The sequence below is a fragment of the Flavobacterium sp. DG2-3 genome (assembly GCF_030730925.1).
Lineage (GTDB): Bacteria > Bacteroidota > Bacteroidia > Flavobacteriales > Flavobacteriaceae > Flavobacterium.
In genome coordinates this window covers 106,159-132,143 of sequence record NZ_JAVAMB010000012.1, presented here as the reverse complement: position 1 = coordinate 132,143, position 25,985 = coordinate 106,159, and the positions used below count along the sequence as shown (strand labels likewise).

The following is a 25,985-nucleotide window of genomic DNA, read 5'->3' as shown; positions in this document are numbered from 1 at the left end:
CTCGCAGATTTGGCAGATTTGGGGGATTTTCTGCTTGAGTAAAGATCTCCGCAGATTTTTTATAAATAAAGCTAAAAACTAAATCTGCATGATCTGCCAAATCTGCGGGAGAAAAAATGAAAAAAATATTAATCCTGTATTTCCATAGTTATTAGACAATTAAGATTTTGCATTATTGCCAATTAAAGTTACTTTTTTTACAACCTGCATAATTTTTAAGTTTTTTATTACGAATACCATAGAATAAGGCTTAAAAACCCATAAAAAAACACATTAGTACCCCTAAATGGGAATATTTTCCTCCCCTTAAAACATCATTTATTAGTCACATTTGCAACATAAATCATGACTGATTTCTATCTAACTAACCAATAAATTACTTATGAAAAAAAACAAACATGCAAAGATGTTTTTTCTTGAAGGAAACTATCTCAAACTAGTTTTATTGTTTTTGATGTGTATTACAAGTTTAAACTTGCAGGCACAGGAAACTCCAATTTCAGGAAAAGTAGTCGACAATGCAGGCCTCCCATTACCAGGAGTAAATGTACATGTCAAAGGATCTACAAAAGGAACTCAAACCGATTTCGACGGTAACTTTACCATTAGTACAGCGCCAAAAAGTACACTCGTTTTTTCTTTTATCGGAATGGACGAAATTGCTGTTGATACAGAAAACAAGAAAACCTTAAAAGTAACTATGAAAGCCAGTTCTCAGGCTTTGGACGAAATTATCGTGGTAGGTTACGGAACCAAAAAGAAAAGCGATGTTATCAGTTCGGTGGCTTCTGTAAAACCGGGCGATCTGACCAAAGTAGCAACTTCAGATGTTGGAGAAATGCTTCGAGGAAAAGCAGCTGGAGTTCAGGTAAGTTTAGCCGACGGCGGTCCAGGAAGTTCTTCTTCCATTCAGATTAGAGGAAAAAAATCCATTAACGGTAGTAACGAGCCAATCGTAATTGCAGACGGAATTGTTATCGGAAACATCAACGATATTAATGCCAACGATATTGCTTCTCTTGAAATCTTAAAAGATGCTGCAGCACAATCTATTTATGGAGCACGAGCTGCAAACGGTGTTATTTTGATTACTACAAAAAGAGGAAAAACAGGAAAAGCAAAAGTGTCTTACAATGGTTTCTCAGGAGTACAGACTATTAATAGAAACTTTGACGTGTACAGTGGAGAAGAATTTGCCCAGCTAAAAAGAGAAGCCTACAGAACTAGTAACGGTGGCGTTTACAGACCAGACGAGCAGGTTTTTACTCCGTTGGAATTAGAATCTGTTCAATCTGGAAAATATATTGATTGGGAAAAAGAAGTTTTAAGAACGGGCGTAACCAATAACCACAGTATCAGCATTTCGTCTGGAACAGATAAAATGAGTGTTTTTTCGAGTATCAACTACATTAATACTTCAGGTGTAGTTCCGAATTCGGATTATGAAAAAGTGGCGATGAGAGTTAATGTCGATCAAAGAGTTACTGATTGGCTGAAAGTGGGAATGAATGTTTCGCTTCAATTCTCAGAAACCAACAGACCAAATATTGGTAATATTTTAAATAATGCGATTAATACTTCTCCGCTTGGACAAATTTATAATGATGATGGTTCGTTCCGTTATCTGCCGGGCGGAATTCAAGAAACGCCAAATCCGCTGATTGATGTTTACGAAACCAGAACCAATGAGCTGAACCGAAATGATATCATGAATGTATTTTTGGATATTAATCTGGCAAAAGGTTTTACCTATAAATTAAATGCCAGCCGCAGATCGTGGAATTACAAAGCAATGTCTTTTAATAGTTCAAAATCTCTTTCAGGAATTGCCAATTCAGGACAAGGAAGCGGTTACATCGAGTATAAAGATAATGTAGAATATCAGTTGAGTAATATTTTGCATTACAATTTCAATTTAGCCGAAAAAAATCATTTCAATGCGACGGGAGTTTACGAATTAACTTCATCAGAATATAATGATTTTAGAAACTCAGCAAGTCGAATTCCGAGTGATATTTTAGGAATTTACGGTTTAGAAAGTGCATTCTTAAATACGCCTTTAATTGGCGGAAACGAAAGATCGCTAATTTCTTTCGCAGGAAAATTAGAATACGATTTTGACAGTAAATATTATTTTACCGTTTCAGGTAGAGCAGATGGATCTTCAGTTTTTGGTGCTAACAATAAATGGGGATTCTTTCCAGCGGTAAACGCAGCGTGGAATGTTTCGAATGAAGAATTTATGAAAGAACACGTTCCTGTTTTGAGTAATCTGAAATTAAGAGCGAGTTATGGTAAAGTAGGGAATCAACCTCAAAACCCATATCAAAGTATGGCAACCGCTACACAGCGTGATTATATTATTAACGGTGTAAAAGTTTCAGGATATGTTCCAGGTTCTCAATTATCAAATCCAGATTTAAGATGGGAAACTTCAACACAATTAAACCTTGCAGCAGATTTTGGCTTATTCAAAAACAGATTAAACGGAACCGTTGAGGTTTATAATACTGATACTTCAGACTTATTGATTTACGAAACGCTTAACGCGAATACAGGTTACACCACCAAACTTTCAAACATTGGTAAAGTAAACAATAAAGGTATTGAGGTGACGCTGAACGGTGATGTAATCAAAAAGAAAGATTTCAGACTGAATCTGGGTGCAACTTTCACTAAAAACAAAAATAGCATTGTGAGCATTTACGGAAAAGACGCAGATGGCGACGGAAAAGAAGATAATTCGGTTGGAAATCTTTGGTTTATCGGACAGCCAATCGATGTCTATTACCGTTACAAAGCTGTTGGAATTTATCAAGAAGGCGAAAATATTCCGTTGGTTACAGGAACAACTTTATATCCTGGAGATATAAAATTGTGGGATGCAGATCCGTCAAACGGTGCCAATCCAAATCCGGATCAGGACAGAGTGATCACTTCCAAAATGCCGGATTGGTTTGGGACTTTCTCAGTGGCTTTAGAATACAAACAATTTGATTTTTCTGCCGATATCTATACCGTTCAAGGTGTTACGAGAGATAATTTGTTTTTATACGATTATGTACGCGGAGGTTCTTTAAGAGGAGTTAAAAACGGAATCAAACAAGATTACTGGACACCAGAAAATCCGGGAGGAAACTGGCCGAGACCAAGAGACGGAAATGATCCGCCTTACATCAACACTTTGGGACTTCAGGATGCTTCATACATTCGTTTGCAAAACGTTTCTGTCGGATTTAAATTCCCTGAAAATACATTGAAATCTTTAGGATTAAGCAATATGAGATTGTACGTAACGGGAAGCAATCTGGTTACGATTACAGATTACCAGTCCTATAGTCCGGAAAAAGAGATAAGCGATTATCCTGAACCTGTAACTTGTGTTATTGGCTTGCAAGTAGGTTTCTAATAGCGAAGTTTAAGACATTCAATAAAACAAAAAAATAACAAGATTATGAAAAATATAAATTTTCTATTTCTTTTACTATTCGGACTTTCTCTTGGACTTACTTCGTGTGAAGATTTTCTGGAAGAAACCGTAAAAGATCAGGTATCGGTAGATTATATCTACAATTCACCGGCGGGACTTGAAGTCGGTGTCAATGCACTTTACAATCAAATGCGTTACTACAATGCGCCATCTGGAGACAACAGCGATTTGTGGGCCAATGTGTTTTTTATGGTAGCAACCGATTTAGGTTTGCACAGAACTTGGAATACACCTTACGGAACAGGTCATAATCCGCAGTCGTTTACAGGTTCAAAATGGATTCAGGGTTACAAAATTATCGACAGATGTTCGGCAATTATTACTTCGGCAAGAAACATCCAAATGGATGAAACGGCTAAGAAAAGATTAGTGGCTCAGGCGCGCGTTATCAGAGGTGAATTGTATCTGGATTTAAAACAAATGTATGGCGGAATTTTAATTGACACGATTCCGACAACGCCACAAAATATCAACGATCCTGTAGAATACAAAGTAGCCAGCGATGCAGATGTCTACAAATTGATCGATGGAGATTTAGATTATGCAATCGCTAATCTTCCTTTTAAAGTAGATGCAGGGCGTTACGGTCAGGGCGTGGCAAGACACATTCGCGGAAAAAGTGCTTTATGGCAGCAGGATTGGGCAGAAGCAGCCGCACAATTTGATGCCATTATCAACGACGGAACTCACGGTTTAGTAGCGCTTATTGATGTTTGGGGACAAAATGCCAATCATAAAGAATCGCTTTTTACCTATCAAAAAGATTATCTGTTAGGACCAGACGACAACTTAGCAGGCGGTGGAGGTTTCTGGCTGGGAAGTGTTTTTACACATAGAACATACGAGTTGAATACTAGCGAATTGGTTCAAGATGTGGCGTACGGCGGACAATCTTTAGGATGGTTTTATCCAAACAATTACCTGAAATCACTTTACGACCAGACCAACGATTTGCGTTTCAAAACCTATTACTATTCCGATAATTATCAGGATTATAAAATCAATGTTCCAGGAAATCCAAAATTCGGACAACCGATTACCAATCCGGCAATTGCAGCGCCGAACGGAAATTACAGAGCGTGGCACTGGAGTTTAAAAAAATATCATGATACCGAAAAACTGCCAATGACTTCTAATAGTTACAAAGATTATATGTATTACAGATTGGCTGAAACTTATTTACTGGCATCTGAAGCGTATCATAATTTAGGAAATGATGCAAAAGCATTGCAGTATTTAAACAAAATAAGAAGAAGAGGTTACACCGGAAATCCTGAAAGCACCGTTACAACTTACGATTTAACGGCTTGGACTTTAAATAATTATTTAGACGAATCGGCAAGAGAATTAGCTTTCGAAAACAACAGATGGTTCTTGTTGAAAAGACTTGGACTTTTGGTAGAAAGACAGAATTTATATTTCCGTTCAAGTCCGTCTGGAACACTTGGCGGAGAAGTACCGTTAAAAATGACTCCTGCAATGGTCAATATGCCGATTCCGCAGAGCCAGATCGATTTGATGGGAAAACCAGAAGGATTTAATGTGGGATATTAATTGATTTCTTTTTTAACACATAGAAACATAGATTTTTATTTGATTTAAAAAAGAGTTTTAAAGAGAAACATATTTCTTTCACATAGCTGAACGTTCACGGCTTTGTCAAAGTTTCAAACTTTGACAAAGTTTACACAAAGAATCACGCATTTACTATGTGCATTCATGCAAGTGAAACGCCTTTTAAGACAAAGTAAAATCTATGATTCTATGTGTTTAAAAAAAAATATAGCTGAACGTTTGCAGCTTTGACAAAGTTTACACAGAGAATGGCGCATTTACTATGTGCATTCATGCAAGTGAAACGCCTTATAAACGTAAAGAATCCCGAAGCTTCGGGACTATGTGTTTAAAAAACAAAAAAAAGTTAAGGTTAAAAAGTTAGTAATTAACCAATCTGGGAATCAAAGTAATATTTGATTCTCAGATTAAATCAAAAGACAAAATGATAAACAAAAAATATATTCTAGGTGTATTAACCGCTTTGTTGTTTGCTTCCTGCAGTGACGACGAAAAAGTAGTTTTTATAAATGCAGACGAAGACGGAGGAACAAATCCGAATCCGGTTACGCAGACTCTAAAAGAAAAAGCCAAATTTAAAATTGGAGCCGCTGTAAAAATGAAAGATTTACAGGGAGAAGCCAATTATAAAAATGCAGTAATAAAACATTACAGTCAGATTACAGCTGAATTTGAAATGAAAATGGCTAGCATCTGGACTTCTTCAACAGCTTACAATTACATGGCGGCGGACTATCTGGTAGATTTTGCCAAAACAAATAACATGGAAGTTCACGGACATACGTTGGTTTGGTACGACTCTTTTCCAGAATGGTTTAAAAAAGCCCAATACGATTCGATTGCTTTTGAAGCAAAAGTGAAAGTCTATATAACTGATGTTGTAGGACGCTACAAAGGGAAAGTAAAAAGCTGGGATGTAGTGAATGAAGTTTTTGCAGATGGCGGTGCTATGAGAAACGAAACCGTAATCAATTCACTCTTTAAAGATCCGATTGGTTTTTATGGAAGATGTTTCAGATATGCAAAAGCAGCAGATCCAGATGCGAAATTATTCTACAATGATTACAGCGTGGTGCTGGATGGCGGAAAAAGAGCAGCGATCAAAAAAATGGTAGCCAGATTTAAAGCCAACGGAGTGCCGATTGACGGTTTGGGAGATCAGTATCATTACGCAACCGATACCAACAGGCAAACCATGAAAACCGGATTTACCGATATGGCTTCTACAGGATTGTTAATGCATATTTCAGAATTGGATATCAAAGTAAATACATCAAAATCGGATTCGTATGTATTTAACGATACAGAAAATCAGAAACAAGCAGAGACTTATAAATATATAGTTTCGATGTATGAAGAATTGCCTCAAACCCAAAAGTTTGCCATTTCTACCTGGGGTGTAACCGACAAATACACTTGGCTGACCGCTTTCTGGCATTCAAAAGAATATCCGTTGCTTCTTGATGCTGATTATAATAAAAAGCCAGCGTATCAAGGATTTTTAGACGGATTGAAATAGAGAGTTAGTCCTTAGTTATTAGTTTTTAGTCCTTAGTCCTTAGCCCTAAGTTTTAAGAAACTAGAAGCTAAAAATCTAAGAACTAAGTGCTAGGGACTAGGGACTAAAAACTAAGGACTAAAAAAAACTAAAACATCAAAATCATGACCAAAAAACTAAACCATATATTTCGATTAAAATATTTCTTTTTAATTCTTGCAGCAGGTTTATTTTCCTGCGAAGAAGATGTACGAGAAGTATATTTATATAAAAAGGGAGAATTGAGCGCGACCTCAACCAACACAGCTGTTAAAGCTGGAGAAACGGTTACCTATACCGATTCCTCAACAAAAGTAAGAGCCATAAAATGGACTTTCCAAGGCGGTTCGCCAGGCGCTTCGATCGAGCCAAATGTTGAAGTGAAATATACTAAAGGAGGAAGTTTTACGACTACCTTAGAAATTACTTTTGTAGATAATACAGTTCAAAAGAAAACCTTTGCCGTTGAGGTAGAAGCACCAGCAATTCCGCCAATCGTTATTCCTGCCGATGCGTTGAAAATCTATTCTGAAAATCCTGATTTTACGAAAACAGCTCCGGTTCTAAACTGGGTTTCTAGCAATCAGTTTGTTATTAAAGAAGTAGCAACAGACGGATATGAAGGCGCTTACAGAAACTTCTCTCTTCCGGCAACCCCGCCTGCAGCAGAAGCTAAATGGGCAATGGCAATTCTGTCATTTGTAAATTTCACAGATATTTCGTCTTACACTCATATCAATATGGCAGTGCGAACAACAAGCACAGGAAAAATCAGATTTAGAATGAAAGATGCTTCTAACACAGGTTATGTAGAATTCGACGCTACAAGCAATTTGTACGGTTTAAAAAGAGACGGAAGCTGGAATATGGTAAAAATCCCAATTGCTGACTATAAGAAACAAAATGCGGCATTAGACTTAACAAAAATCAAAGATATTTTGGTTTTAAGAAGCGTTGATCCAGAAGACGTAAGAGCTTTAAACAATTACATTTTTGATATTGATCATATCTATTTGTCGAAATAAATTTTTCTAACACATAGCTAAACGTTCACAGCTTTGTCAAAGTTTCAAACTTTGACAAAGCTTACACAAAGAATCACACAAGTTACTATGTGCATTCATGCAAGTGAAACGCCTTCTAAGCGCAAACAAAAACTATGTCTCTATGTGTTAAGAAAAAAAAACGCCCCAAATTTTCTCAAAAAACAATTAAAATGAATTAAATGAAACATTCAATTTATGTCTTGCTCTCCATTATAAGCCTGACTTCAATACAAGCCCAAACTAAAATTGCCTATCAAAAAGTCGAAGCCAGACAAAATGCCTTAGACCCGAAATGGGTGGCGTATGATGCTAAAACAATTGATAAACTGCCGGGGTTTAAAATCCAAAAAAAGGAATCGCCGGGTTCGATTTACGGCGCTTCCAAAATGTTGCAGAAAGAAGCGACAGGATTTTTTAGAACCCAAAAAGTAGACAACAGATGGTGGATTATTGATCCAGAAGGTTATCCGTATATTTTTAAAGGTGTTGCCGTTTTTAATCCAGGACGTTCTGTCAATCAGCAAAAAGCATTTGATGCCAAATACGGGAGCAAAGAAAATTGGGTAAAACAAGAATCCAAATTACTTCGCGATAACGGATTCAATGGCGTAGGAGCGTGGTCGAATGTTGATTTGGTTCGAAATGCCGAAAATCCGCTGGTTTATACCGTGATTATTTCGCCAATGGGAATGTATCATTCCGATCATATTAAAAAATATGGCGGAAAATACAAAGAAGCGAGTTGGCAGAATTACCGTTTTGATTTGGTAATGGTTTTTGATAAAGAATTTGATTCTTACATTGAAAAAGCCATGAAAGAAGTTTCGCAATACAAAAATGATAAGTATTTGATGGGTTATTTTACTGATAATGAGCTTCCGTGGTATAACGACGCATTAGATAAACATTTAACTTTATTGGCCAAAGACGAACAGGGATATTTGGCGGCAAAAGAATGGTTAGACAAGAGAAAAGGGTTTAATGCTTCCATAACAGACATTACTCAAGAAGACCGAATGGCATTTACCGCTTTTTATTTTGAAACGTACATGAAAAAAGTTACCGAAGCATTGAGAAAAGCAGACCCGAACCACATGTATTTAGGATGCCGTTTCAATCAGGATAAAGAGCAGGAATTGACGAATCCGGAGATTTTTAAAGTGGCTGGAAAGTATATGGATATTATTTCAATAAACCATTACAGAAAATGGGAGCCAAGTCAGGAACTGATGAACAGTTGGGGTGAATGGTCAGGAAAACCGTTTTTGATTACCGAATGGTACACCAAAGGTGAAGATTCTGGTTTGCCAAATAATACAGGCGCAGGCTGGCTGGTGCGAACGCAGAAAGAACGAGGACTTTTTTATCAGAATTTCACTTTGGAATTATTAAAAAATAAAAACTCAGTCGGCTGGCATTGGTTCAAATACATGGACAACGATCCCGCAGATTTAAGCACCGATTATTCGAACAGAGATTCCAACAAAGGAATTGTAAACAGCAATTTTGAACCGTATCAGCCTTTATTAAAAGAAATGAAAACAATCAATGACAATGCTTACGAGCTGACGCGTTATTTTGATAAAAGATAATTTTTTAAACACATAGAAACATTCCCGATAGTAATCGGGATTGCGTAAAAAGAGTACAAAAAGAAACTAATTTCTAACACATAGCTAAACGCAAGAAGCTTTGTCAAAGTTTCAAACTTTGACAAAGTTTACACAAACTTGCTATGTGCATTGATGCAAGTGAAACGCCTTTTACGCGCAAAGCAAAACTATGTTTCTATGTGTTAAAAAAATCTGCACAATCTGCACAATCTGCGGGAGATTTTTTTTAGCTCGCAGATTTGGCAGATTCAGCAGATAAAATTTAAGCCTATAATTAAAAATGATTTAACTATGAAAAAAATTGTAATGCTGTGCTGTACTTTTCTGCTGATGGGGAAAGCAATGGCACAGGAAATTCCGTTAGTTTCCAACATTTCTTCGAGGAACAATATTACTTTAAACGGAAAATGGAGTTATATCGTAGATCCACTTGAGAATGGGTATTATGATTATCGTTTAATGCCTTTCAAAAACAACGGATTTTTCGAAAATAAAAAATGGAACACCACAGATTTAACCGAATATAATTTCGCGACTTCTGCCACAATGGACATTCCGTCTGACTGGAATTCGAAAGACGAAAGACTGTTTTTTTATGAAGGAACGGTTTGGTTTCAGAAAGACTTTAATTATAAAAAAGATGCTAAAACCAAAGGGATTCTGCATTTTGGAGCAGTCAATTACGATGCGAAAGTCTACGTAAACGGAAAAATGGCAGGAACGCACGTTGGCGGTTACACGCCATTCAATTTTGATGTAACCGATTTATTAGTCGACGGAAATAATTTCGTAGTCGTAAAAGTCGACAACAAACGCCACAAAGACAATGTGCCAACAGTAAATATGGATTGGTGGAACTACGGCGGAATCACAAGAGACGTAACTCTAGCTTCTGTTCCAAACACTTATATCGAAGATTATCTGGTTCAATTGGATAAAAAAGAAAAAGGAAAAATTACAGGATTTATAAAACTGAACAGCGAAACCGCCAATCAATCCGTTTCGGTTTCGATTCCAGAATTGAAAATCAAAAAGAACGTTACGACGGATGCTAAAGGAATAGCGTATTTTGAAATCAAAGCCAATCCCGTTCTATGGACGCCAGAAAAACCAAAATTATACGACGTTACGATCAGCAAAGCAGACGAAAATATTGCCGATCAAATTGGTTTTAGAACCATTGAAGCCAAAGGCAAAGAAATTCTTTTAAACGGAAAAAAAGTCTTTTTACGCGGAATCAGCATTCATGAAGAAGCGCCTTTCAGATCGGGAAGAGCGTGGTCTGAAGATGATGCCAAAACCCTATTGAATTGGGCAAAAGAATTAGGCTGTAATTATGTTCGTTTGGCGCATTATCCGCACAACGAAAACATGGTCAAAGAAGCTGAAAAAATGGGAATCATGATCTGGTCAGAAGTTCCCGTTTATTGGACCATTTCATGGACAAATCCTGATACTTATGCTAATGCAGAGCGTCAATTGCACGATATGATTTACCGTGATAAAAACCGTTGCGGAATCGTAATCTGGTCTATTGCCAACGAAACGCCACATAGCGACGAAAGAGATGTTTTCCTGAGCAAACTGGCAAAATACGCACGTACGCAGGACAATACCCGTTTGATAAGTATGGCGATGGAAGTGACCAAAAGTCCGAACAATGTGAATACACTTCATGATAATATGAATGAGTTTGTAGATATTGTAAGTTTCAACCAATATTTGGGCTGGTACAGAGGAACGAACGAATCGTGTAAAGACATGCAATGGGTGATTCCGTACAACAAACCCGTTATCATCAGCGAGTTTGGAGGCGAGGCTTTACAAGGTCGTCACGGCGATAAAAAAGAACGCTGGAACGAAGAATATCAGGAAGAATTATACATTCAAAACACCCAGATGTTCAATAGAATTGAAGGTTTAGCTGGAGTTTCTCCGTGGATTTTAGTTGATTTCAGATCGCCAAGAAGACAATTGCCGGACATTCAGGATTTCTTTAACCGTAAAGGTTTAATCTCCGATCAGGGAATTAAAAAGAAGGCTTTTTATGTGATGAAAGATTGGTATAAGAAGAAGGAAGCCGAATATAAATAAGAGTTTTAGATAAAGTGAAAAACCTTCAAAGTCAAGTTTTTGATTTTGGAGGTTTTTTGGTTTTTGTTGAATTTTATTTTCACTTTTTTTGAGTTGTTATCATATGTGATAACCTTTATTTCAAAATAATAATTCAATTTTGACTTATCAAAAAACGTTATTTATAAATATGGAAACACAACAAAAAGCCGTAACAGAATTATTAGAAATAATGAATAAAGGAAACTATTTTAATAAACTCAAACCTAATAATGATTCTTTTTCCGCAAATCTGAATGTATCTTGTTACAATGAATTAAATATTATGATTATTGCTTTATTAAAGGCAAGTGTTACTATGCTCCAAAGCGAAAATTCTACCAAACCTTTTTCTGATGCCATGATTTTGGTTGAAATGGCTTTGCAACTTTTGCCTAACGATGAAATGGAGTTGTTGGATGAGTTACATAGGGTTGGTTTGCCTACTAATCAATAATTTATTTATAAAAAAGTTTTTTAAAGTGTAATGTAATTAATAATACTCTTTAATATATTCATAAGCCCTATCAAACAAAACTTGTTCTTTATGCAATTTATATTTCAATAAAGCTTGGCGCAATGATTTTTGAACTTCACGTTCTCCAGAAGCCGTTTTTTGCCATCCTGGAAAGCGAACTTGTCGCACAATTGCATCAATATCATTGACAATTCTTTCTACAACAGCTGGTGTTTGATCAGTTTTTAGTTCTAAAAATAATTCAGTTAAAGCAGCTTGCGGTGTCTTTTCTATAAATTGAGCTTCTAACTCTTTTTCAGCCAAAAGAGTTTCTTTGGCCAATTTGCATAATTCTTTTACAAATTCTATGGAAGTAATTAAACCTTGTTCTGCTTTATCTCTTAAAGCTTCTAATAATTCACTTAGTTTTTTGAATTTAGGATTTCCAGCATTTTTCTTAAATCGTTTGACTAAAATCTTTTCTAATTTCTTAGCGTTTCTTGGATCCGGATTATTAAAAATATCTTCAATAACATCCGCATCCAGAACAAATTCTTCGAGTTGATGAACTTCACCAACATGGATATTTTCGTGAATTAATTTTGTTGTTTGAGCTCCTAATGAAAACCAAAGTAATTTACCAACATGATCTGATGATGGACGAACAGATTCAAAAACTTGAGATAACCATCTATAATCTTCTTCATATTGGTTTAAAATTGAGTCGGGCGACAATGATTCCCAAAGTTTAGACAATTGCTTAAAATCTTTTGCAAATGCATCTTTCTTCTCATCTGTATTGATTGCATTTTGAGCCAATTCCAAACCTTCAAAACCTGAAACTTTTTTATCTACTCCTTCAAAATGATCCAAAGCTTTTTTCATTGCTGATGGCAATTGCTCTTTTAGTTCATTTAAATTAGTAATAATTTGTTTTACACTTTCTTCATCAAATTCCAACGCTTTAGCAGCATCATCAAAAACACCGAAATAATCCACAATGCGTCCAAAATTTTTCCCTGGATACAATCTATTTGTTCTACAAATTGCCTGTAATAAAGTATGATCTTTTATTGATTTGTCTAAATACAAAGTCTGTAAAATAGGAGCATCAAAACCAGTCAATAATTTAGCTGTAACAATTAAAAACTTAAGTTCCGAATTAGCATTATTAAAATCGTCAACTATTTTTTCTTGCTGACTTTTATCTATCGCCCATTTTTGTTTAAACTCAAAATCGTCATTTGCAGATGTTGAAATAACAATTTTACTTGATTCTACAGAAAAGTATTTATCTAATTCTTCTTTATATTGAACGCAAGCATAACGATCTGGTGTTACAATCATAGCTTTATAACCATGTGGCAATACTTTTTCGTTAAAATGTTTCGCGATATCTTCTACAATTTTTGCTACACGTTCAGGAGATTTTAAAAATGCAGCCATTTTAGCTGACTTTTTATTTAATGCATCCGCTTCTTCATCTGATAAAGCCGCTTCTTCTTTAAATTCTTTAAACGATTTGTCTATTGTTTCTTTATCCACATGAACATCTACCAATCTTGGCTCAAAATGTAGTGGAAGAGTTGCGCCATCTCTAATTGAATCATGAAATGTATAACGAGATAAATAACCTCCTTGATCTTCTTCTGCTCCAAAAGCCCAAAATGTATTCTTATCAGCTTTATTTACAGGAGTTCCCGTTAAACCGAAAAGAAAAGCATTAGGTAAAGCTGCTCTCATTTGTCTGGCTAATTCTCCTTCCTGTGTACGATGTGCCTCGTCAACTAACACTATGATATTATCTCTACTATTCATATTTGGTTTCGCATCTCGAAACTTATGAATCATAGAAATAATTATTTTTCTTGTATCTCTTTCTAAGAAAGTCTGAAGTTCTGTAATACTTTCTGTAGTTATTACATTTGCAATATCTGCCGCATTAAAAGTTCCCGTAATTTGTGTATCTAAATCGGTACGATCTACTAATACAATTACCGTTGGACTTTTTAGTTCTTGGATTCTTCTCAATTTTTGCGCAGCAAAAACCATTAATAAAGACTTTCCAGAACCTTGAAAATGCCAAATCAAACCTTTTTTTATTTTCCCTTCTAAAACACGATCTACGATTTTATTGGCACCTTCATACTGTTGATAGCGACATAGTACTTTTATTCGCTGTTTCTTTTTGTTGGTGGTAAACAAAGAGAAATTTTGTAATATGTCTAATAGTCTTTTGGGTTGCAATAAATCTGATAATTCTTTTCCGATTTCATTTAATCCTAATTTTTTAGCTAAATTATCATCATCATTTTCTAAACGCCATGGAGCCCAAAATTCTAATGGTGTTCTAATTCCGCCATAATAGAAAGTTTTGCCTTCTGTAGCAAAAGAAAGAATGTTAGGTACAAATAATTGTGGAACAGCATTCTCATATATATCATGAATTTCATGCGCTCCATCTAACCAACTTACAGATGGACGAATTGGAGTTTTAGCTTCACCAATTACAACCGCAATTCCATTGATTAATAAAACGATATCTGGAATTTTAGTTTCTCGATGATGAACACGAAATTGATTGGTTATTAGATAGCTATTATTATGAATATCTTCAAAGTCTATTAAACGAATAGGAACATGACGATTATTCTCTCCAAATGGCATGGTCTTATCACCGCACATCCATTTAAAAAACTCTTCGTTTGCTCTAACTAAACCTTCTGTATTTACAGATATTAATATTGCTCGTAGCTTATAAATTACTTCATCCGCTAATTCATTATTTTCAGCTATTTCAGGATTTAGACGAATTAATGCCGTTTTTAAAACATCTTCTAAAAGTACTTCATTAACACTTCTATTAAGTTCTGATGATGAAATATACTTCCATTGAGCACCATATTCAGTTTTAGGTTCTTCAAATCCTAAAACTGAATTAAGATTTTTACCACTCAATTGATGAATGATATAATTTTCTACACTGTTTAATTCGTTGAAGGCCATAATACTATACTGATTTAAAAGCTTCTAATACAATCTTTTTTAATTTATTAGGAAAAAAAGGAATTACAATTTTTTCAAAATTAGTAACATCTTTCACAATATATTTTCTTAATAATGTATGTGTGGATTTTTCGTTTTTAGAACGACTAATCAACATTTTCACTTGCAAAACAACATGATTTACTAATTCGTTATCTGTAAATTCTCCATTATCATATAAGATTAATAAACATTCAATTGAATTTTTAAAATCATTTATGACATTCTCTACTCTCTCAATTGTTAATTCTTGTCTATTTAATAAACAAATTTTAATTGTTTTTTCACCGCGACCATCTTTATCAATCCCTTTTATCTTTATACCTTCTCCAATAGGATCTATTTCAAATTCAAAAAAATCTTCTGGTTTATCTATTTCAGGATGTAATAAATAAGGCCTTTCAATTTTTAATGGTTTATTTTTGGCTTTATTGTTATCTAAATTTAAATTGCCATCTTTTAAAAATTTTGGAGTATAAATTCTCCTTCCAATAATTGGAAAATAATTATGTTTTCCTCCATCCCTATTGCATTTTACACATGATGGTAACAAATTAGTCCATTCATAACATAGCCAATAATACCCCTCATGTTTATCATCTCCACTAACCTTTTTTTTGGGACGATAATGTTCTACATCTGCTTTACAAAGCCGTTCACAATAAGCACATTTGTTATGATAACTTAATGCTAATTTATCTTCTACTTTTGATCTAATTTCATCTGCAGTATCATAAGAATCTCTGTAAATTGAATCTTTAATATTATCCTTATTTTTCGTTTTGGCAATATCCAGCAACTCATTATATGTGTTTGGACTTGACAATTTAACCGTTTTATCAGTATCAGGCTTAACTACAAATCTCATTTTCTCCTAGATTCAAAAAGTTTTATCAATTCCTCTTCCTTTTCATTCGTCATAAATTCATTTATTTTTGACTCTAGTCTGTCAACAAACTTTAATTCTTCAAATGTTTTTTCAGTTCTCACCATTCTGCCCTTTTCTCTATTCTCATTTGTAATGTCATCCATATTAAAAATAGGAGACGTTAGAATAGTATTTGGCAATAAATCTTGAAAATAAATTTTATCATCAATACGTTCTAAATAAGTGCCTTTTTCTACACTTCTTTTTACAACACAAATCACACTATTTTTAGGTGCTCCTAATAATGGTATTGGACTATGAGTTGTTGCGATAAACTGTACTTTTGGAAAAGCAGCTGTTAGTTGTTCAACTAGATGCTTTTGAAATTTAGGATGCAAGTGTATATCTATTTCATCAATAAAAACGACTCCTTTTAATTCACCTAAATCAATAATATCAGGCTGTTGCCTGTAGAGTCTTACCAATAGATCACTCATCATGGCATACAGACTCAGATATCCAGATGATAATTTTTCAATAGTTACCGGCTTAAACAAATTAGAATCACCATCTTTTTCTCGAAATAATGGCATAGATACCACATCGTCACTAATATCAAAAATAACTTCCCCAACATTTAACAAAAGGCCTTCAAGGAATTCTTTAATAGGATATAATCTATTAACAAATATTTCATTATCCGGATAATTACACCACTCACTTAATTCTGTTTCTAAATCTAAAAGGTATGCATTATTACTGAATAATGTATTTGAATGGCCTTTTTTCCCCCTTAGTCTTTTTAAATTTTCTTTGTTTAGTCCCCTAAAACCTGCATTCATTCTAAGGGCACCATAAGCTGCAAATCCTAAAAATAATGGTTTATTATGATCAATATCAATATTACCCTGTCTATGAAAAAAATCATTTCCCGTAATGCTTTTATATTCAGATATTTTACAATCAAATGAATTAATGTTTTCCGATTCTTTTATTTCAATCTTTCCAAATCCAATTGCTCTTGCTAACGCTTTTATTATATTACTTTTACCAATACCATTTTCCCCCGTTAAAAAGATCCAATGTGAACCTGTTGGGATATTTTCCAACTCTACTTTCTTTATTGATCTATAGTTTTCAATACAAAAACTACCAATTGTATAAAGTTTTTTATCATCATGTTTCTTTACTAATTGGTAATTTTTATAATACAATATATTCTCTATATCTTTTTTAAAAATATGATCATCTATAAGATCTATAAAATAATTTTGGCCTTTTTTTCTTATAATTTCGTCGATTGAGCCCCAATATTGAGCTAAAAATTCATTTAGACAATCAAATAAATTGTTATGATTAAATCTTAAATTATATTCACATCCTGCCTCTAAAAAATCCTTTTCCCTAATGTTAATTTCTAATAATGGAAAAATTTCATTTACAATAAAATCAAACTTTTTATCGGTATCAGCCGCACTAAAATTCAACCTGCAAGTTCCCTCATAATCAATTATAAAAGAAATATTTGGCAATTTCTTTCTCCAATCGTCACCTGTCCAAAAACCTATTACTAGACGTTCTTCATCACCTAAAAACCATAAACCTTCACTTAAACGATTCGACCGATTTGTTTTTCGTGTTCTAAATTTAAAATCAGGATTTTCATATGAACGTTCCAGTAAAAAATCGAACAATTTATCTTGTAACTCGAAAAAGTCGTTAAATTGAAATCTATTTTCTTGTTTACTAACATTATCTTTAACAATTTTTTCAAAAATCGGATTATTATTGTTTATTTCCTTTAGTTTCTTTAATCCAAATTCATCATTAACCGTTTTCACAGTGCCATACTGTCCACCTCCAATTGTAGCATTTTGAATACCATAATTTGAAACACCTCTCTTTGGATTTGCCGAATCATACATAATCCATTCTTGCACTTCTACTCGTAACGCAAAATCTTTAGAATCATTAACGTACTTACGTACAACAATACCATATGCAACCAGAGAATGCTTATACTTTAAAATTAAAACATCACCTTCTTTGATTGAATAATAAGTACCTTTTTGTTGCGTGTTTTGATGTAATGCAAATTCTCTTGTATCAATGATATCAAAAAAATTATCCTCAATATAATCTGATCCAGGTTCGCCAGCACTAACTATAAAAAAATTCATATTTTCTTTTTTAGAAGATTTGATTAATTATACTTTTTTGTAAAGATTGAGAACTCTCTATTTTTATTTGAAATGATATCAAATTATCTTCAAATTTTTCTAATTTTAAAACGATCTCTTTTTGCTCGTTAATTTTGGGTAGTCGTACTTTCAACTTAGTTCTCACAATTGTTTTAGATAAATTAAATCTTGTTGATCCTTGAGCTCTCAAAGACATAAAAGTTCTTACTTCATTTCCTCTCATTAGGTATCTAGCATATTCAGGTAACAAGGTTTTAAAATCATGCAATCTAAAGCCAAAACAAAATGAATTTAAATAAAATCCTTTTAAATTATCAAGAACAACAGATGACATACCAACTTCATGCGGTGTTTCTGATGACCCTGTTAATAATATGTCCCCATATCTTAACTCATTTTGATTTTCACCTTTATCGATTTTAACATATTCAACTTGATTTGGATTTATTTTAGTGTTTGAAAACACATTCATATAAGTAACAAATGGCGCTCCAATACCAAAATCATCTTTTGTCTTACCTGTTAATCCTCCAAAAGTGTTTCCAAGTTCCCCAAACACATACTCTCTCCAACGGTTTTTTGAAACTTTACCAGATACTGTATCAAATAAATATCTCTGATAAAAAATATTATACTTATCTCTATTCTCTTTCTCCTTTTCAATAACCTCATCCATCGCCCAAAGTAATTTTGCAATTTCTTTCTGTTCTTCTTTAGATGGTAAAAGAAATTTGTATTCTTCTAAATCACGAAATTTAACACGAGGCGAAAGCCCTCCTGCAGAATGCTTAACTGCGTAATCAAAGAAATTGTCGTTATTAACTATAAATGGCAATATTTCAGGAAGTACATTTTCTTTTGCCCTAAAAACAGTAATGTCTCCTGAACAAATTCCATCAAAAGAAGCTTGTGCCGCTTTTTTTAAATATGCCCTCCTTCTTCCAAAAAGGACATCAAATTTTTTAAATTTTTTAGTAAAAGTGGTGCTGTCTTCTATGCTTGCTGATTTTCTTAAGTGAATATCTCCAGAATCAATATGCTCTAAACCTACAACATGTAAAATACCCTCAGCGGAAGCATCTTTCATATTTTCTTTTGGCTCAAATACCACATCACCAAATTTAACTAAAGCCCAATTGGACTTATCTATATTCATTTTTTGCAATAATTCTGTCGTCATTTATTTTTCTAATATTTGAAAAAGTTCGTTCATTGATTGTTTAAGATTATTGGAAGTTTCCTCCCAATTAGAATAGACATCTTCAAAAAGTTCAGTTGCTTGAGAATTTAAATCATTTGTGCGAACATATAAATTTATAGACATATTACCTTTGTTATCTAAAACCTCTGAATTACGTTTTACAACAGATAAATTATCAATATCCTTAAATAAATTATAGGCGTTGAATATAGTTTCAATATGAGATTGCAATAAATATCCAATTGTTTTCTCCTGCTTTACTTGATCTACGGCATTTATAAAAAGTATTTTTCCTTTCTTATGTTTTGCTTTTTTATTATTTGTAATTAACAAACAAGCTTCCATTGGGGAATTATAAAACAAGTTCGGTCCTAAACCAATAACACATTCTACCAGATCTTCTTCAATCATTTTACGACGTATTTCAGCTTCAGAATCCCTAAATAGAATTCCGTGTGGCCATAATGAAATAGAACGTCCATTATTTACATCTAAGCTCTTTTGTATGTGTTGCTGAAATGCATAATCTGCACAACCTTGAGGCGGTGTTCCCCAAAGATTACGCCCATAAGGATCGCTTTCAAAACTTTTTCGATCCCAGGCTTTTATAGAATATGGAGGATTAGCCAAAATTACATTGAACTTTTTAAGTTCGTCATTTTCTAATAGACTCGGTTGCGCTAAAGTATCTCCACGAACTATTTGAAACTCCTCAATTCCGTGCATGAACATATTCATTCGTGCAATTGCAGAAGTAATCAAATTAATTTCTTGTCCGTATAATTTCAACGTTCTGTATTCTTTTCCTTCTTCTTTTAAATGTAAAGCGCAGTTCAACAATAAACCTCCAGAACCACAGGTTGGATCATAAACACTTTCTCCTGGCTGAGGATCCATAATCATCGTCATCAGTTTCACAACTGTGCGATTGGTATAAAACTCTGCTGCCGTATGACCGCTATCATCAGCAAACTCTTTAATTAAATATTCATAAGCGTTACCTAATTTATCATCAGGAACATTTTTAATGTTTAAAGTATGCTGTGAAAAGTGTTCTACTAAATTGGTTAAAGTAGCATCTGAAAGTCTATCCTTATTAGTCCAGCTTGCATCTCCAAATATTCCAAATAACGTTTCAGGGTTAGCTTTTTCAATTTCGCGCATTGCTTCTTGAATTGCTAATCCAATATTGACAGTTGTTTCTCTAACCTTTTTCCAGTGCGCCTTTTTTGGTACTAAAAAATGATGGTGTTCTGCAAAAGATGCGTATTCTAAATCTCCGTTACTTTCTTTTAATGCTTTTTCAAATTCTTCATCATATACATCACAAATACGCTTGAAAAAAAGTAAAGGAAAAATATATTGTTTATAATCTCCAGCGTCAATTGTACCGCGTAAAGCGGTAGCTGCTCCCCAGAGATATTTTTCTAATTGTTGTTGGGTCATTATGATAATTCTTCTTCTATTAATTCAGCCTCTTCAATAACAGGAAGTTTTGAGTCGACTTTCAATAATTGCATTAATTTGTTTTTAAGTATTTCTCTTCTTGAAGTAAAGAAATTCAAATAATTGATAATTGATAAATCATTATCATTTGGAATAAAATGTAAGTTTTTATAATTTAATAAATCTTCATCTTTATAATTCTTATTTAACCAATCAACAAAAGGAGTTGCATTTTTCTCTAAGTTTTCAGTTTCTTGAATTAACTGTAAATTTGAAATTGAATTAAATGAACTTAAATATTGGTTTCTTAAATTTTCATCTTCTATTCCAAATTTTATTAAATCACGGTGATTAAAATACTTTTTAGGATGGATATGATCCTGATGAAATTTATAATTATGATTTAGTGGATAAACTAAATTTAAAACCATGTATGCAAACGCACTTCCATATTGCGTATTTAATAAATGCTCAATCGTCTCTTCATCAAAACTTAAAGATTTATTAGTTCCCTTATATTTATCAATTAAAATTTGGAGTGGAAACTTACCTAAATTTTCTGAAATAATATTTCTGTAAACTGGATAAAGATTATCAGGTGTTCCTCCAAAAACTCTTTTCAATAAAGCACGAATTAACCATTCTTTTATTAATTTTCTATTTTCGACATGATTACTTGAATGTAAAATCTCGTCGCCTAAATTGTTCTTTTTTATAAAATAGGCAATAGGAATTATTGCATTATAAGCAGTTAATGTTTTATCATTAAATCCAAAAGATGCTATTAATTGTATTGAAAGATTTAATGCTTTAGCAATGTTATCCCATTCAGACTCAATTAAAGTCATATTTTCAGAAGAGAAATTATCCACTTTAAACTTGATGTCTTTTATATCAGTTAGAACAAGACAAGATTTTAATACTAAATCTTTATTTATATTAAATCCTGGATCAATTGCATTAATTTGATCAACAAATCTGTGTATAATCTCTCGAGCATCTTTATCTTTCCATTGTGCCGTCGCAATTGATAATAATAAATCCGAATAACTCAATTGAGTCCCTCCACTATTTACACGAATGAAAATATGCAAAACCTTATCTAATTCGTCTGATTTTTCTAAATAAAAATTAATGATCTCATTTTTGTTAAAATATTGAAACAATTTAGATAATGTATCAGAAGCAAACTTTGCTTGTTCAGCACTAAATTTAGAAGTATCCATTAAAGAATGGTCCGCTATATATTTGAATATATCAGGGAAATCAGTAAAATCTAATATTTGACCAACCTTAAACCAATGATATTTTTCTGAATGAAATTCTTTAGCTTTAGAATATTCATCATCCGATAAAAACTTAAAATCATAAATTGAATCTATATCTTCTGAATGGCTTAAAAGATTTACATACAATTGACGTTTAGGAAATGCATCATTATTTTTCCAACCGTATTTTGATAGTTTGTATGCATAACTGCCTTTTAATCCTAAATATAAAGAAGTTAATCTCTGTTGACCATCTAAAATAGCAAATCTATCTTTTTCGCCAGATAATTCAGCAAGCTCGTTATGCCTTTTATCTCGCTGATGGTAATATGGAAGAAATCTGTAAAACTTAAATTTTTCAACATTTTCAGCTTTAACTTTCCAAAATAAAAAAGTACTTATTGGATAGTCTCTTAAAATAGAATCAAACAGTAATTCAATTTGTTTTGTATTCCACACAAACTCTCTTTGTATAGCAGGCAAAATATATTCTTGATTTTGAATTGAGGATATTGCCTCTCTAATTGTAATCGGTTTTTCGTAAGCCATTATATGAACTGTTTTAGTATGTTTTTAAATTTTTCTTCTGCTTTCAAACTCTCGTCCCATGCAATTTTAAGATCTGTTAAAGCTTCTTCTACAGATGGTAAATTATCTTCTATTATTTTTTCTACATAAAGCGGAATATTTAAATTATAATCATTCTCTTTTATTTCATCATCAGAAACAACTTTTACATAATTTTCGACATCAGAAAATTGAGAATACCATTCGTAAAGCTTTTCTACATTATGTTTCTCAAGAAAATTTTGAGCTCTTCCTACACGTATTTGCTCAGAACCATCTATAAAAAGAACTTTCCCTTTCTTATGCTTCTCTTTATTTTGCTTAAACACGAGTACACAAGCGGCTAACTGAGTACCATAAAAAATATTTTGCCCTAAGCCGATTACTGCTTCTAAAAGATCTTTTTTCAATAAGGCTTCACGAATTTTACCTTCAGAAGCTTTTCTAAACAAAGCCCCATGCGGCAAAACAACGGTCATTCGACCATTAGTATTCATTGACTTAATCATATGCTGAACCCAGGCCATATCACCATTTCCTTGTGGTGGCACACCTGCAATATTTCTTCCAAATGGGTCATTTACCCAAATATCTGCCCCCCAATCTTTTAGTGAAAATGGAGGATTAGCAATAACACAATCAAAAGTTTTTAATTCATCTGATTCAAAAAAAACTGGATTTCTTAATGTATCGCCACGAGCAATTTGAAAATCTTCAATCCCATGAAGAAACATATTCATACGTGCAATTGAACTAGAAGTTAAGTTCTTTTCTTGTCCATATAATTGTAGTGTTCTATAATCTTCGTTGTTGTGCTTTAAATGATCTACACATTCTAAAAGCATTCCACCTGTACCACATGCTGGATCATAAATCGTTTCACCTTCATGAGGATCTAATATTAAGCCTAATAAATGTACAACTGAGCGAGGAGTATAAAATTCTCCAGCTTTCTTATTGGTTAAATCAGCAAAATGCTTAATTAAATATTCATAAGCCTGACCCAAAATGTCTGGATCTACTAAAGAATTTGATAATGAATATTGTGAAAAATGTTCTATCAAATCTACCAATAATCGATCGGATAGTTTGTTTTTATTACTCCATTGCGCATCTCCAAAGATTCCATACAGAAATTCTTGATTAGCCTGCTCAATTCCTCTTAAAGCTTTTTCAATTGCTAATCCCATATTTGATGTAGTTTCTCTAACATCTTTCCAATGGCAACCATCAGGAATTATAAATCTGTGAAATTCTGGTAACAAAGCATAATCTACATCACCTTCAGATTCTTCTAATGCAATTTGATATTCTTCATCAAAAACATCAGATAATCTTTTGAAAAATAAAAGAGGGAATATATATATTTTAAAATCAGAAGCATCAACCGGTCCTTTGAGGATCCAAGCTGCTTTTGAAAGATATTGTTCTAATTGAGAAAGATTAATTTTGGGTGTGTTCATAATGCTTAAAATGAGGCATTTATAATGTAGAGGTTGTAATTAAATTTCTATAATAATTACAAAAATAGTTTCTCCAAACTTACTATTTTAAAAGTAATGATTAAAATATGTTTGGGTTTAATTTGTTTGTTAGAGACTAACTTATTTCTTTATAATTATTTCACAAACATAAATAAATGATTTAAAAGAAAAATATGGAAAACCGTAAGTGCTATAAATAATTTAGAATAAAAATTGAGTAAAATATAAAAGTTTTAACAATAAGAAAAACCTTTAGAATAATAAAGATATGAGATAACTACAGTTTCGCATCTCTTTGTTATAGTGTAATTGTTTAATATTATTTGAGATATCTGATAAAACTGAAGTATTTTATATCTTATTGTAAAAAATTATTTGACACTATTTTTGTATTTGCTTTTTAGTGCTGTTGTATCTTAAAAATTTAGAGTTTTAATTATTTCCTAACCTTAGGCTTTTCCATCAAAACACCAAAAATAAGAAGTGCTAAAAGCCAAAAGACTTTTGTACCCAACCAAATGCGCAATCTGGCTCGAAGTATATTCCTTACTGTCCAAAAATCAATAAAGTAAAACCTCCAAAGTCAGTTTTTGATTTTGAAGGGTTTTCTATGTTTTTTCCTTAATTTTAAAATCAAAAAAACAAAAACAATGGCTTTCAATCTACAACCCGTTTTAGAAAATGATCTTTGCATTCTATCACCCTTAGAAAAAAAAGATTTTGATGTTTTATACAAGGCAGCTTCCGATCCTAAAATCTGGGAACAGCATCCTAACAAAGACCGATGGAAGAAAGAAGTTTTTGAGAATTTTTTTCAAGGTGCTATCAAAAGCAAAGGCGCTTTTAAAATTATAAATAAAGCAACTGGAGAAGTTATAGGGAGTACAAGATTTTACGATTTCAATCAAGAAGAAGACTGTATTTTTATTGGTTATACTTTTTATGCCGTTTCCTGCTGGGGAAAAGGTTTTAATCTAAGCGTAAAAAAGACAATGCTGGATTATCTTTTTGAATATGTGTCAAAAGTTAGGTTTCATATTGGTTCAGAAAATATTCGATCTCAAATTGCAATCTCAAGAGTGGGAGCCGAAAAAATTGCCGAAGAAGAAGTAGCTTACTTCGGAGAAAAACCAAAATTGAATTTTGTGTATCAGATTGACAAAGCAAATTGGATAAAAGAAAAGCCTTAAACGTAATGTTTAAGGCTTTTCTCTTTTTATAAAAACGTTTTTATTGTACCAAATAAGGAACCTGATCAGCTTCGCAAAGTCTAAAATATCCGAATGCAAAATTATTGGCATCAGTACTATTCACAATATTTCCTCTAATGGTTCCCGGAGGAACAGAAAACGGATTAGAGTTTGAAGCTTCCAAAATTAATTTCCAATAATTAAAGAAATTTTTAGAAACGCCTCTGTGCGTAATCGTAACGGTGTTTCCAGGTTTCATTTTGTCTTCATCAGAAAATCTCGTGCTGATTTCGTTTCCGTTATAAAATTCATCATTTGTGATTTCATATTCCGGATAAATCAAAAATGAGCTTTGATAATCGGTTACATAAAAATTAGTCTGATCTGCTGGATCGTTATAATAAAAAGTCAGTTCGATGATATCTTTTCCATCAAAATCAGGAACAATTTTCTGTTCTACTTTATTAATTGGACTTACAGAAGTCAGTTTTTCAGTCGCCGTGAAACTTTGCCCTTCAGCATCTACAAATAATTTATAATCGGCATCAATTACAGGAACAAAATTGGTGCATTTGTAAACTCCGGCTTCCGTTTCGTTAAAAGTAAAAATGTCGCCATTGCTGTTTTCTATTCGGACTTGCGCGCCCGAAACTTTTGGTGTAGAACCGCTGTAATAAGGAGCCGTTTTACTGATTTTTATCGTTTGTTCTTTCCCGTCAGTTCCTTTTTTCCAGATAATTTCAGCATCGATGACCAGTTTGGTTTCGCCAGTTGGCAAATCAAGATTTACAACATCTTCGCATGAAGCGAAAGAAAAAACAAAAAGAAGAGTTATTAATGCCAGTGCTCTGTTCATTACCGTATATTTTTTCAATTTATTCATAG

Annotated in this window: 16 protein-coding genes; 8 read left to right on the top strand and 8 right to left on the bottom strand. The window is 33.1% G+C overall.

Annotation, left to right across the window (positions count from 1 at the left end; genetic code table 11):
* Window positions 1–382 precede the first annotated feature (382 nt).
* From Q9Q97_RS16710 to Q9Q97_RS16680, 7 genes are all read left to right on the top strand, one after another.
* Window positions 383–3,409, top strand: coding sequence for a TonB-dependent receptor (locus tag Q9Q97_RS16710; protein WP_306159157.1), 3,027 nt, complete (start codon window positions 383–385; stop codon window positions 3,407–3,409).
* A gap of 45 nt (window positions 3,410–3,454) precedes the next feature.
* Window positions 3,455–5,044 carry a RagB/SusD family nutrient uptake outer membrane protein gene (locus Q9Q97_RS16705; RefSeq protein WP_306159155.1) on the top strand — a complete coding sequence of 530 codons (1,590 nt, stop codon included), beginning with the start codon at window positions 3,455–3,457 and terminating at the stop codon, window positions 5,042–5,044.
* A 445-nt stretch (window positions 5,045–5,489) separates the two neighbouring features.
* Window positions 5,490–6,584 carry an endo-1,4-beta-xylanase gene (locus Q9Q97_RS16700; protein ID WP_306159153.1) on the top strand — a complete coding sequence of 365 codons (1,095 nt, stop codon included), beginning with the start codon at window positions 5,490–5,492 and terminating at the stop codon, window positions 6,582–6,584.
* Window positions 6,585–6,727: 143 nt separating this feature from the next.
* Window positions 6,728–7,627, top strand: a complete 900-nt coding sequence (locus Q9Q97_RS16695; protein WP_306159151.1) for a PKD domain-containing protein — start codon at window positions 6,728–6,730, stop codon at window positions 7,625–7,627.
* Window positions 7,628–7,827: 200 nt separating this feature from the next.
* Entirely contained in the window at window positions 7,828–9,240 is a 1,413-nt protein-coding gene (locus tag Q9Q97_RS16690; protein ID WP_306159149.1) for a hypothetical protein, read from the top strand.
* 312 nt (window positions 9,241–9,552) lie between these two features.
* Window positions 9,553–11,355 carry a glycoside hydrolase family 2 protein gene (locus tag Q9Q97_RS16685; protein ID WP_306159148.1) on the top strand — a complete coding sequence of 601 codons (1,803 nt, stop codon included), beginning with the start codon at window positions 9,553–9,555 and terminating at the stop codon, window positions 11,353–11,355.
* Between the two features lie 169 nt (window positions 11,356–11,524).
* Window positions 11,525–11,830, top strand: a complete 306-nt coding sequence (locus Q9Q97_RS16680) for a hypothetical protein (RefSeq protein ID WP_306159146.1) — start codon at window positions 11,525–11,527, stop codon at window positions 11,828–11,830.
* A gap of 36 nt (window positions 11,831–11,866) precedes the next feature.
* Here Q9Q97_RS16680 and Q9Q97_RS16675 read toward each other — a convergent pair whose 3' ends face one another.
* Genes Q9Q97_RS16675 through Q9Q97_RS16645 form a run of 7 tightly spaced genes read right to left on the bottom strand, consistent with a single transcriptional unit; the run spans window position 11,867 to window position 23,889 of the window.
* On the bottom strand, window positions 11,867–14,788 hold the full coding sequence (locus Q9Q97_RS16675) for a type I restriction endonuclease subunit R (protein ID WP_306159144.1): 2,922 nt from the start codon (window positions 14,786–14,788) through the stop codon (window positions 11,867–11,869).
* Between the two features lie 52 nt (window positions 14,789–14,840).
* On the bottom strand, window positions 14,841–15,743 hold the full coding sequence (locus tag Q9Q97_RS16670; RefSeq protein WP_306159142.1) for a hypothetical protein: 903 nt from the start codon (window positions 15,741–15,743) through the stop codon (window positions 14,841–14,843).
* On the bottom strand, window positions 15,740–17,923 hold the full coding sequence (locus tag Q9Q97_RS16665; protein WP_306159140.1) for an AAA family ATPase: 2,184 nt from the start codon (window positions 17,921–17,923) through the stop codon (window positions 15,740–15,742). The genes Q9Q97_RS16670 and Q9Q97_RS16665 overlap by 4 nt, the downstream gene beginning before the upstream one ends.
* Window positions 17,924–17,933: 10 nt before the next feature.
* A complete protein-coding gene (locus tag Q9Q97_RS16660; protein ID WP_306159138.1) occupies window positions 17,934–19,124 on the bottom strand; it encodes a restriction endonuclease subunit S in 1,191 nt (396 codons plus the stop codon).
* A complete protein-coding gene (locus tag Q9Q97_RS16655) occupies window positions 19,125–20,591 on the bottom strand; it encodes a class I SAM-dependent DNA methyltransferase (RefSeq protein WP_306159136.1) in 1,467 nt (488 codons plus the stop codon).
* Window positions 20,591–22,408: a DUF262 domain-containing protein gene (locus Q9Q97_RS16650; protein WP_306159134.1), complete on the bottom strand. Its 1,818-nt coding sequence runs from the start codon at window positions 22,406–22,408 to the stop codon at window positions 20,591–20,593. Before Q9Q97_RS16650 ends, Q9Q97_RS16655 begins: the two co-directional genes overlap by 1 nt.
* Window positions 22,408–23,889 carry a class I SAM-dependent DNA methyltransferase gene (locus tag Q9Q97_RS16645; RefSeq protein WP_306159132.1) on the bottom strand — a complete coding sequence of 494 codons (1,482 nt, stop codon included), beginning with the start codon at window positions 23,887–23,889 and terminating at the stop codon, window positions 22,408–22,410. Before Q9Q97_RS16645 ends, Q9Q97_RS16650 begins: the two co-directional genes overlap by 1 nt.
* A gap of 671 nt (window positions 23,890–24,560) precedes the next feature.
* Here Q9Q97_RS16645 and Q9Q97_RS16640 point away from each other — a divergent pair.
* On the top strand, window positions 24,561–25,100 hold the full coding sequence (locus tag Q9Q97_RS16640; RefSeq protein WP_306159130.1) for a GNAT family N-acetyltransferase: 540 nt from the start codon (window positions 24,561–24,563) through the stop codon (window positions 25,098–25,100).
* 40 nt (window positions 25,101–25,140) lie between these two features.
* Here Q9Q97_RS16640 and Q9Q97_RS16635 read toward each other — a convergent pair whose 3' ends face one another.
* Complete coding sequence (locus tag Q9Q97_RS16635; protein WP_306159128.1) at window positions 25,141–25,983, bottom strand: DUF4249 domain-containing protein; 843 nt, start codon at window positions 25,981–25,983, stop codon at window positions 25,141–25,143.
* Window positions 25,984–25,985: the final 2 nt, after the last annotated feature.

What these genes read in the sequence shown, in the direction of transcription:
- Q9Q97_RS16710 (WP_306159157.1), top strand. Translation starts at nt 383, where the DNA reads ATGAAAAAAAACAAACATGCAAAGATGTTTTTTCTTGAAGGAAACTAT.
- Q9Q97_RS16705 (WP_306159155.1), top strand. Translation starts at nt 3,455, where the DNA reads ATGAAAAATATAAATTTTCTATTTCTTTTACTATTCGGACTTTCTCTT.
- Q9Q97_RS16700 (WP_306159153.1), top strand. Translation starts at nt 5,490, where the DNA reads ATGATAAACAAAAAATATATTCTAGGTGTATTAACCGCTTTGTTGTTT.
- Q9Q97_RS16695 (WP_306159151.1), top strand. Translation starts at nt 6,728, where the DNA reads ATGACCAAAAAACTAAACCATATATTTCGATTAAAATATTTCTTTTTA.
- Q9Q97_RS16690 (WP_306159149.1), top strand. Translation starts at nt 7,828, where the DNA reads ATGAAACATTCAATTTATGTCTTGCTCTCCATTATAAGCCTGACTTCA.
- Q9Q97_RS16685 (WP_306159148.1), top strand. Translation starts at nt 9,553, where the DNA reads ATGAAAAAAATTGTAATGCTGTGCTGTACTTTTCTGCTGATGGGGAAA.
- Q9Q97_RS16680 (WP_306159146.1), top strand. Translation starts at nt 11,525, where the DNA reads ATGGAAACACAACAAAAAGCCGTAACAGAATTATTAGAAATAATGAAT.
- Q9Q97_RS16670 (WP_306159142.1), bottom strand. Translation starts at nt 15,743, where the DNA reads ATGAGATTTGTAGTTAAGCCTGATACTGATAAAACGGTTAAATTGTCA.
- Q9Q97_RS16665 (WP_306159140.1), bottom strand. Translation starts at nt 17,923, where the DNA reads ATGAATTTTTTTATAGTTAGTGCTGGCGAACCTGGATCAGATTATATT.
- Q9Q97_RS16660 (WP_306159138.1), bottom strand. Translation starts at nt 19,124, where the DNA reads ATGACGACAGAATTATTGCAAAAAATGAATATAGATAAGTCCAATTGG.
- Q9Q97_RS16655 (WP_306159136.1), bottom strand. Translation starts at nt 20,591, where the DNA reads ATGACCCAACAACAATTAGAAAAATATCTCTGGGGAGCAGCTACCGCT.
- Q9Q97_RS16650 (WP_306159134.1), bottom strand. Translation starts at nt 22,408, where the DNA reads ATGGCTTACGAAAAACCGATTACAATTAGAGAGGCAATATCCTCAATT.
- Q9Q97_RS16645 (WP_306159132.1), bottom strand. Translation starts at nt 23,889, where the DNA reads ATGAACACACCCAAAATTAATCTTTCTCAATTAGAACAATATCTTTCA.
- Q9Q97_RS16640 (WP_306159130.1), top strand. Translation starts at nt 24,561, where the DNA reads ATGGCTTTCAATCTACAACCCGTTTTAGAAAATGATCTTTGCATTCTA.
- Q9Q97_RS16635 (WP_306159128.1), bottom strand. Translation starts at nt 25,983, where the DNA reads ATGAATAAATTGAAAAAATATACGGTAATGAACAGAGCACTGGCATTA.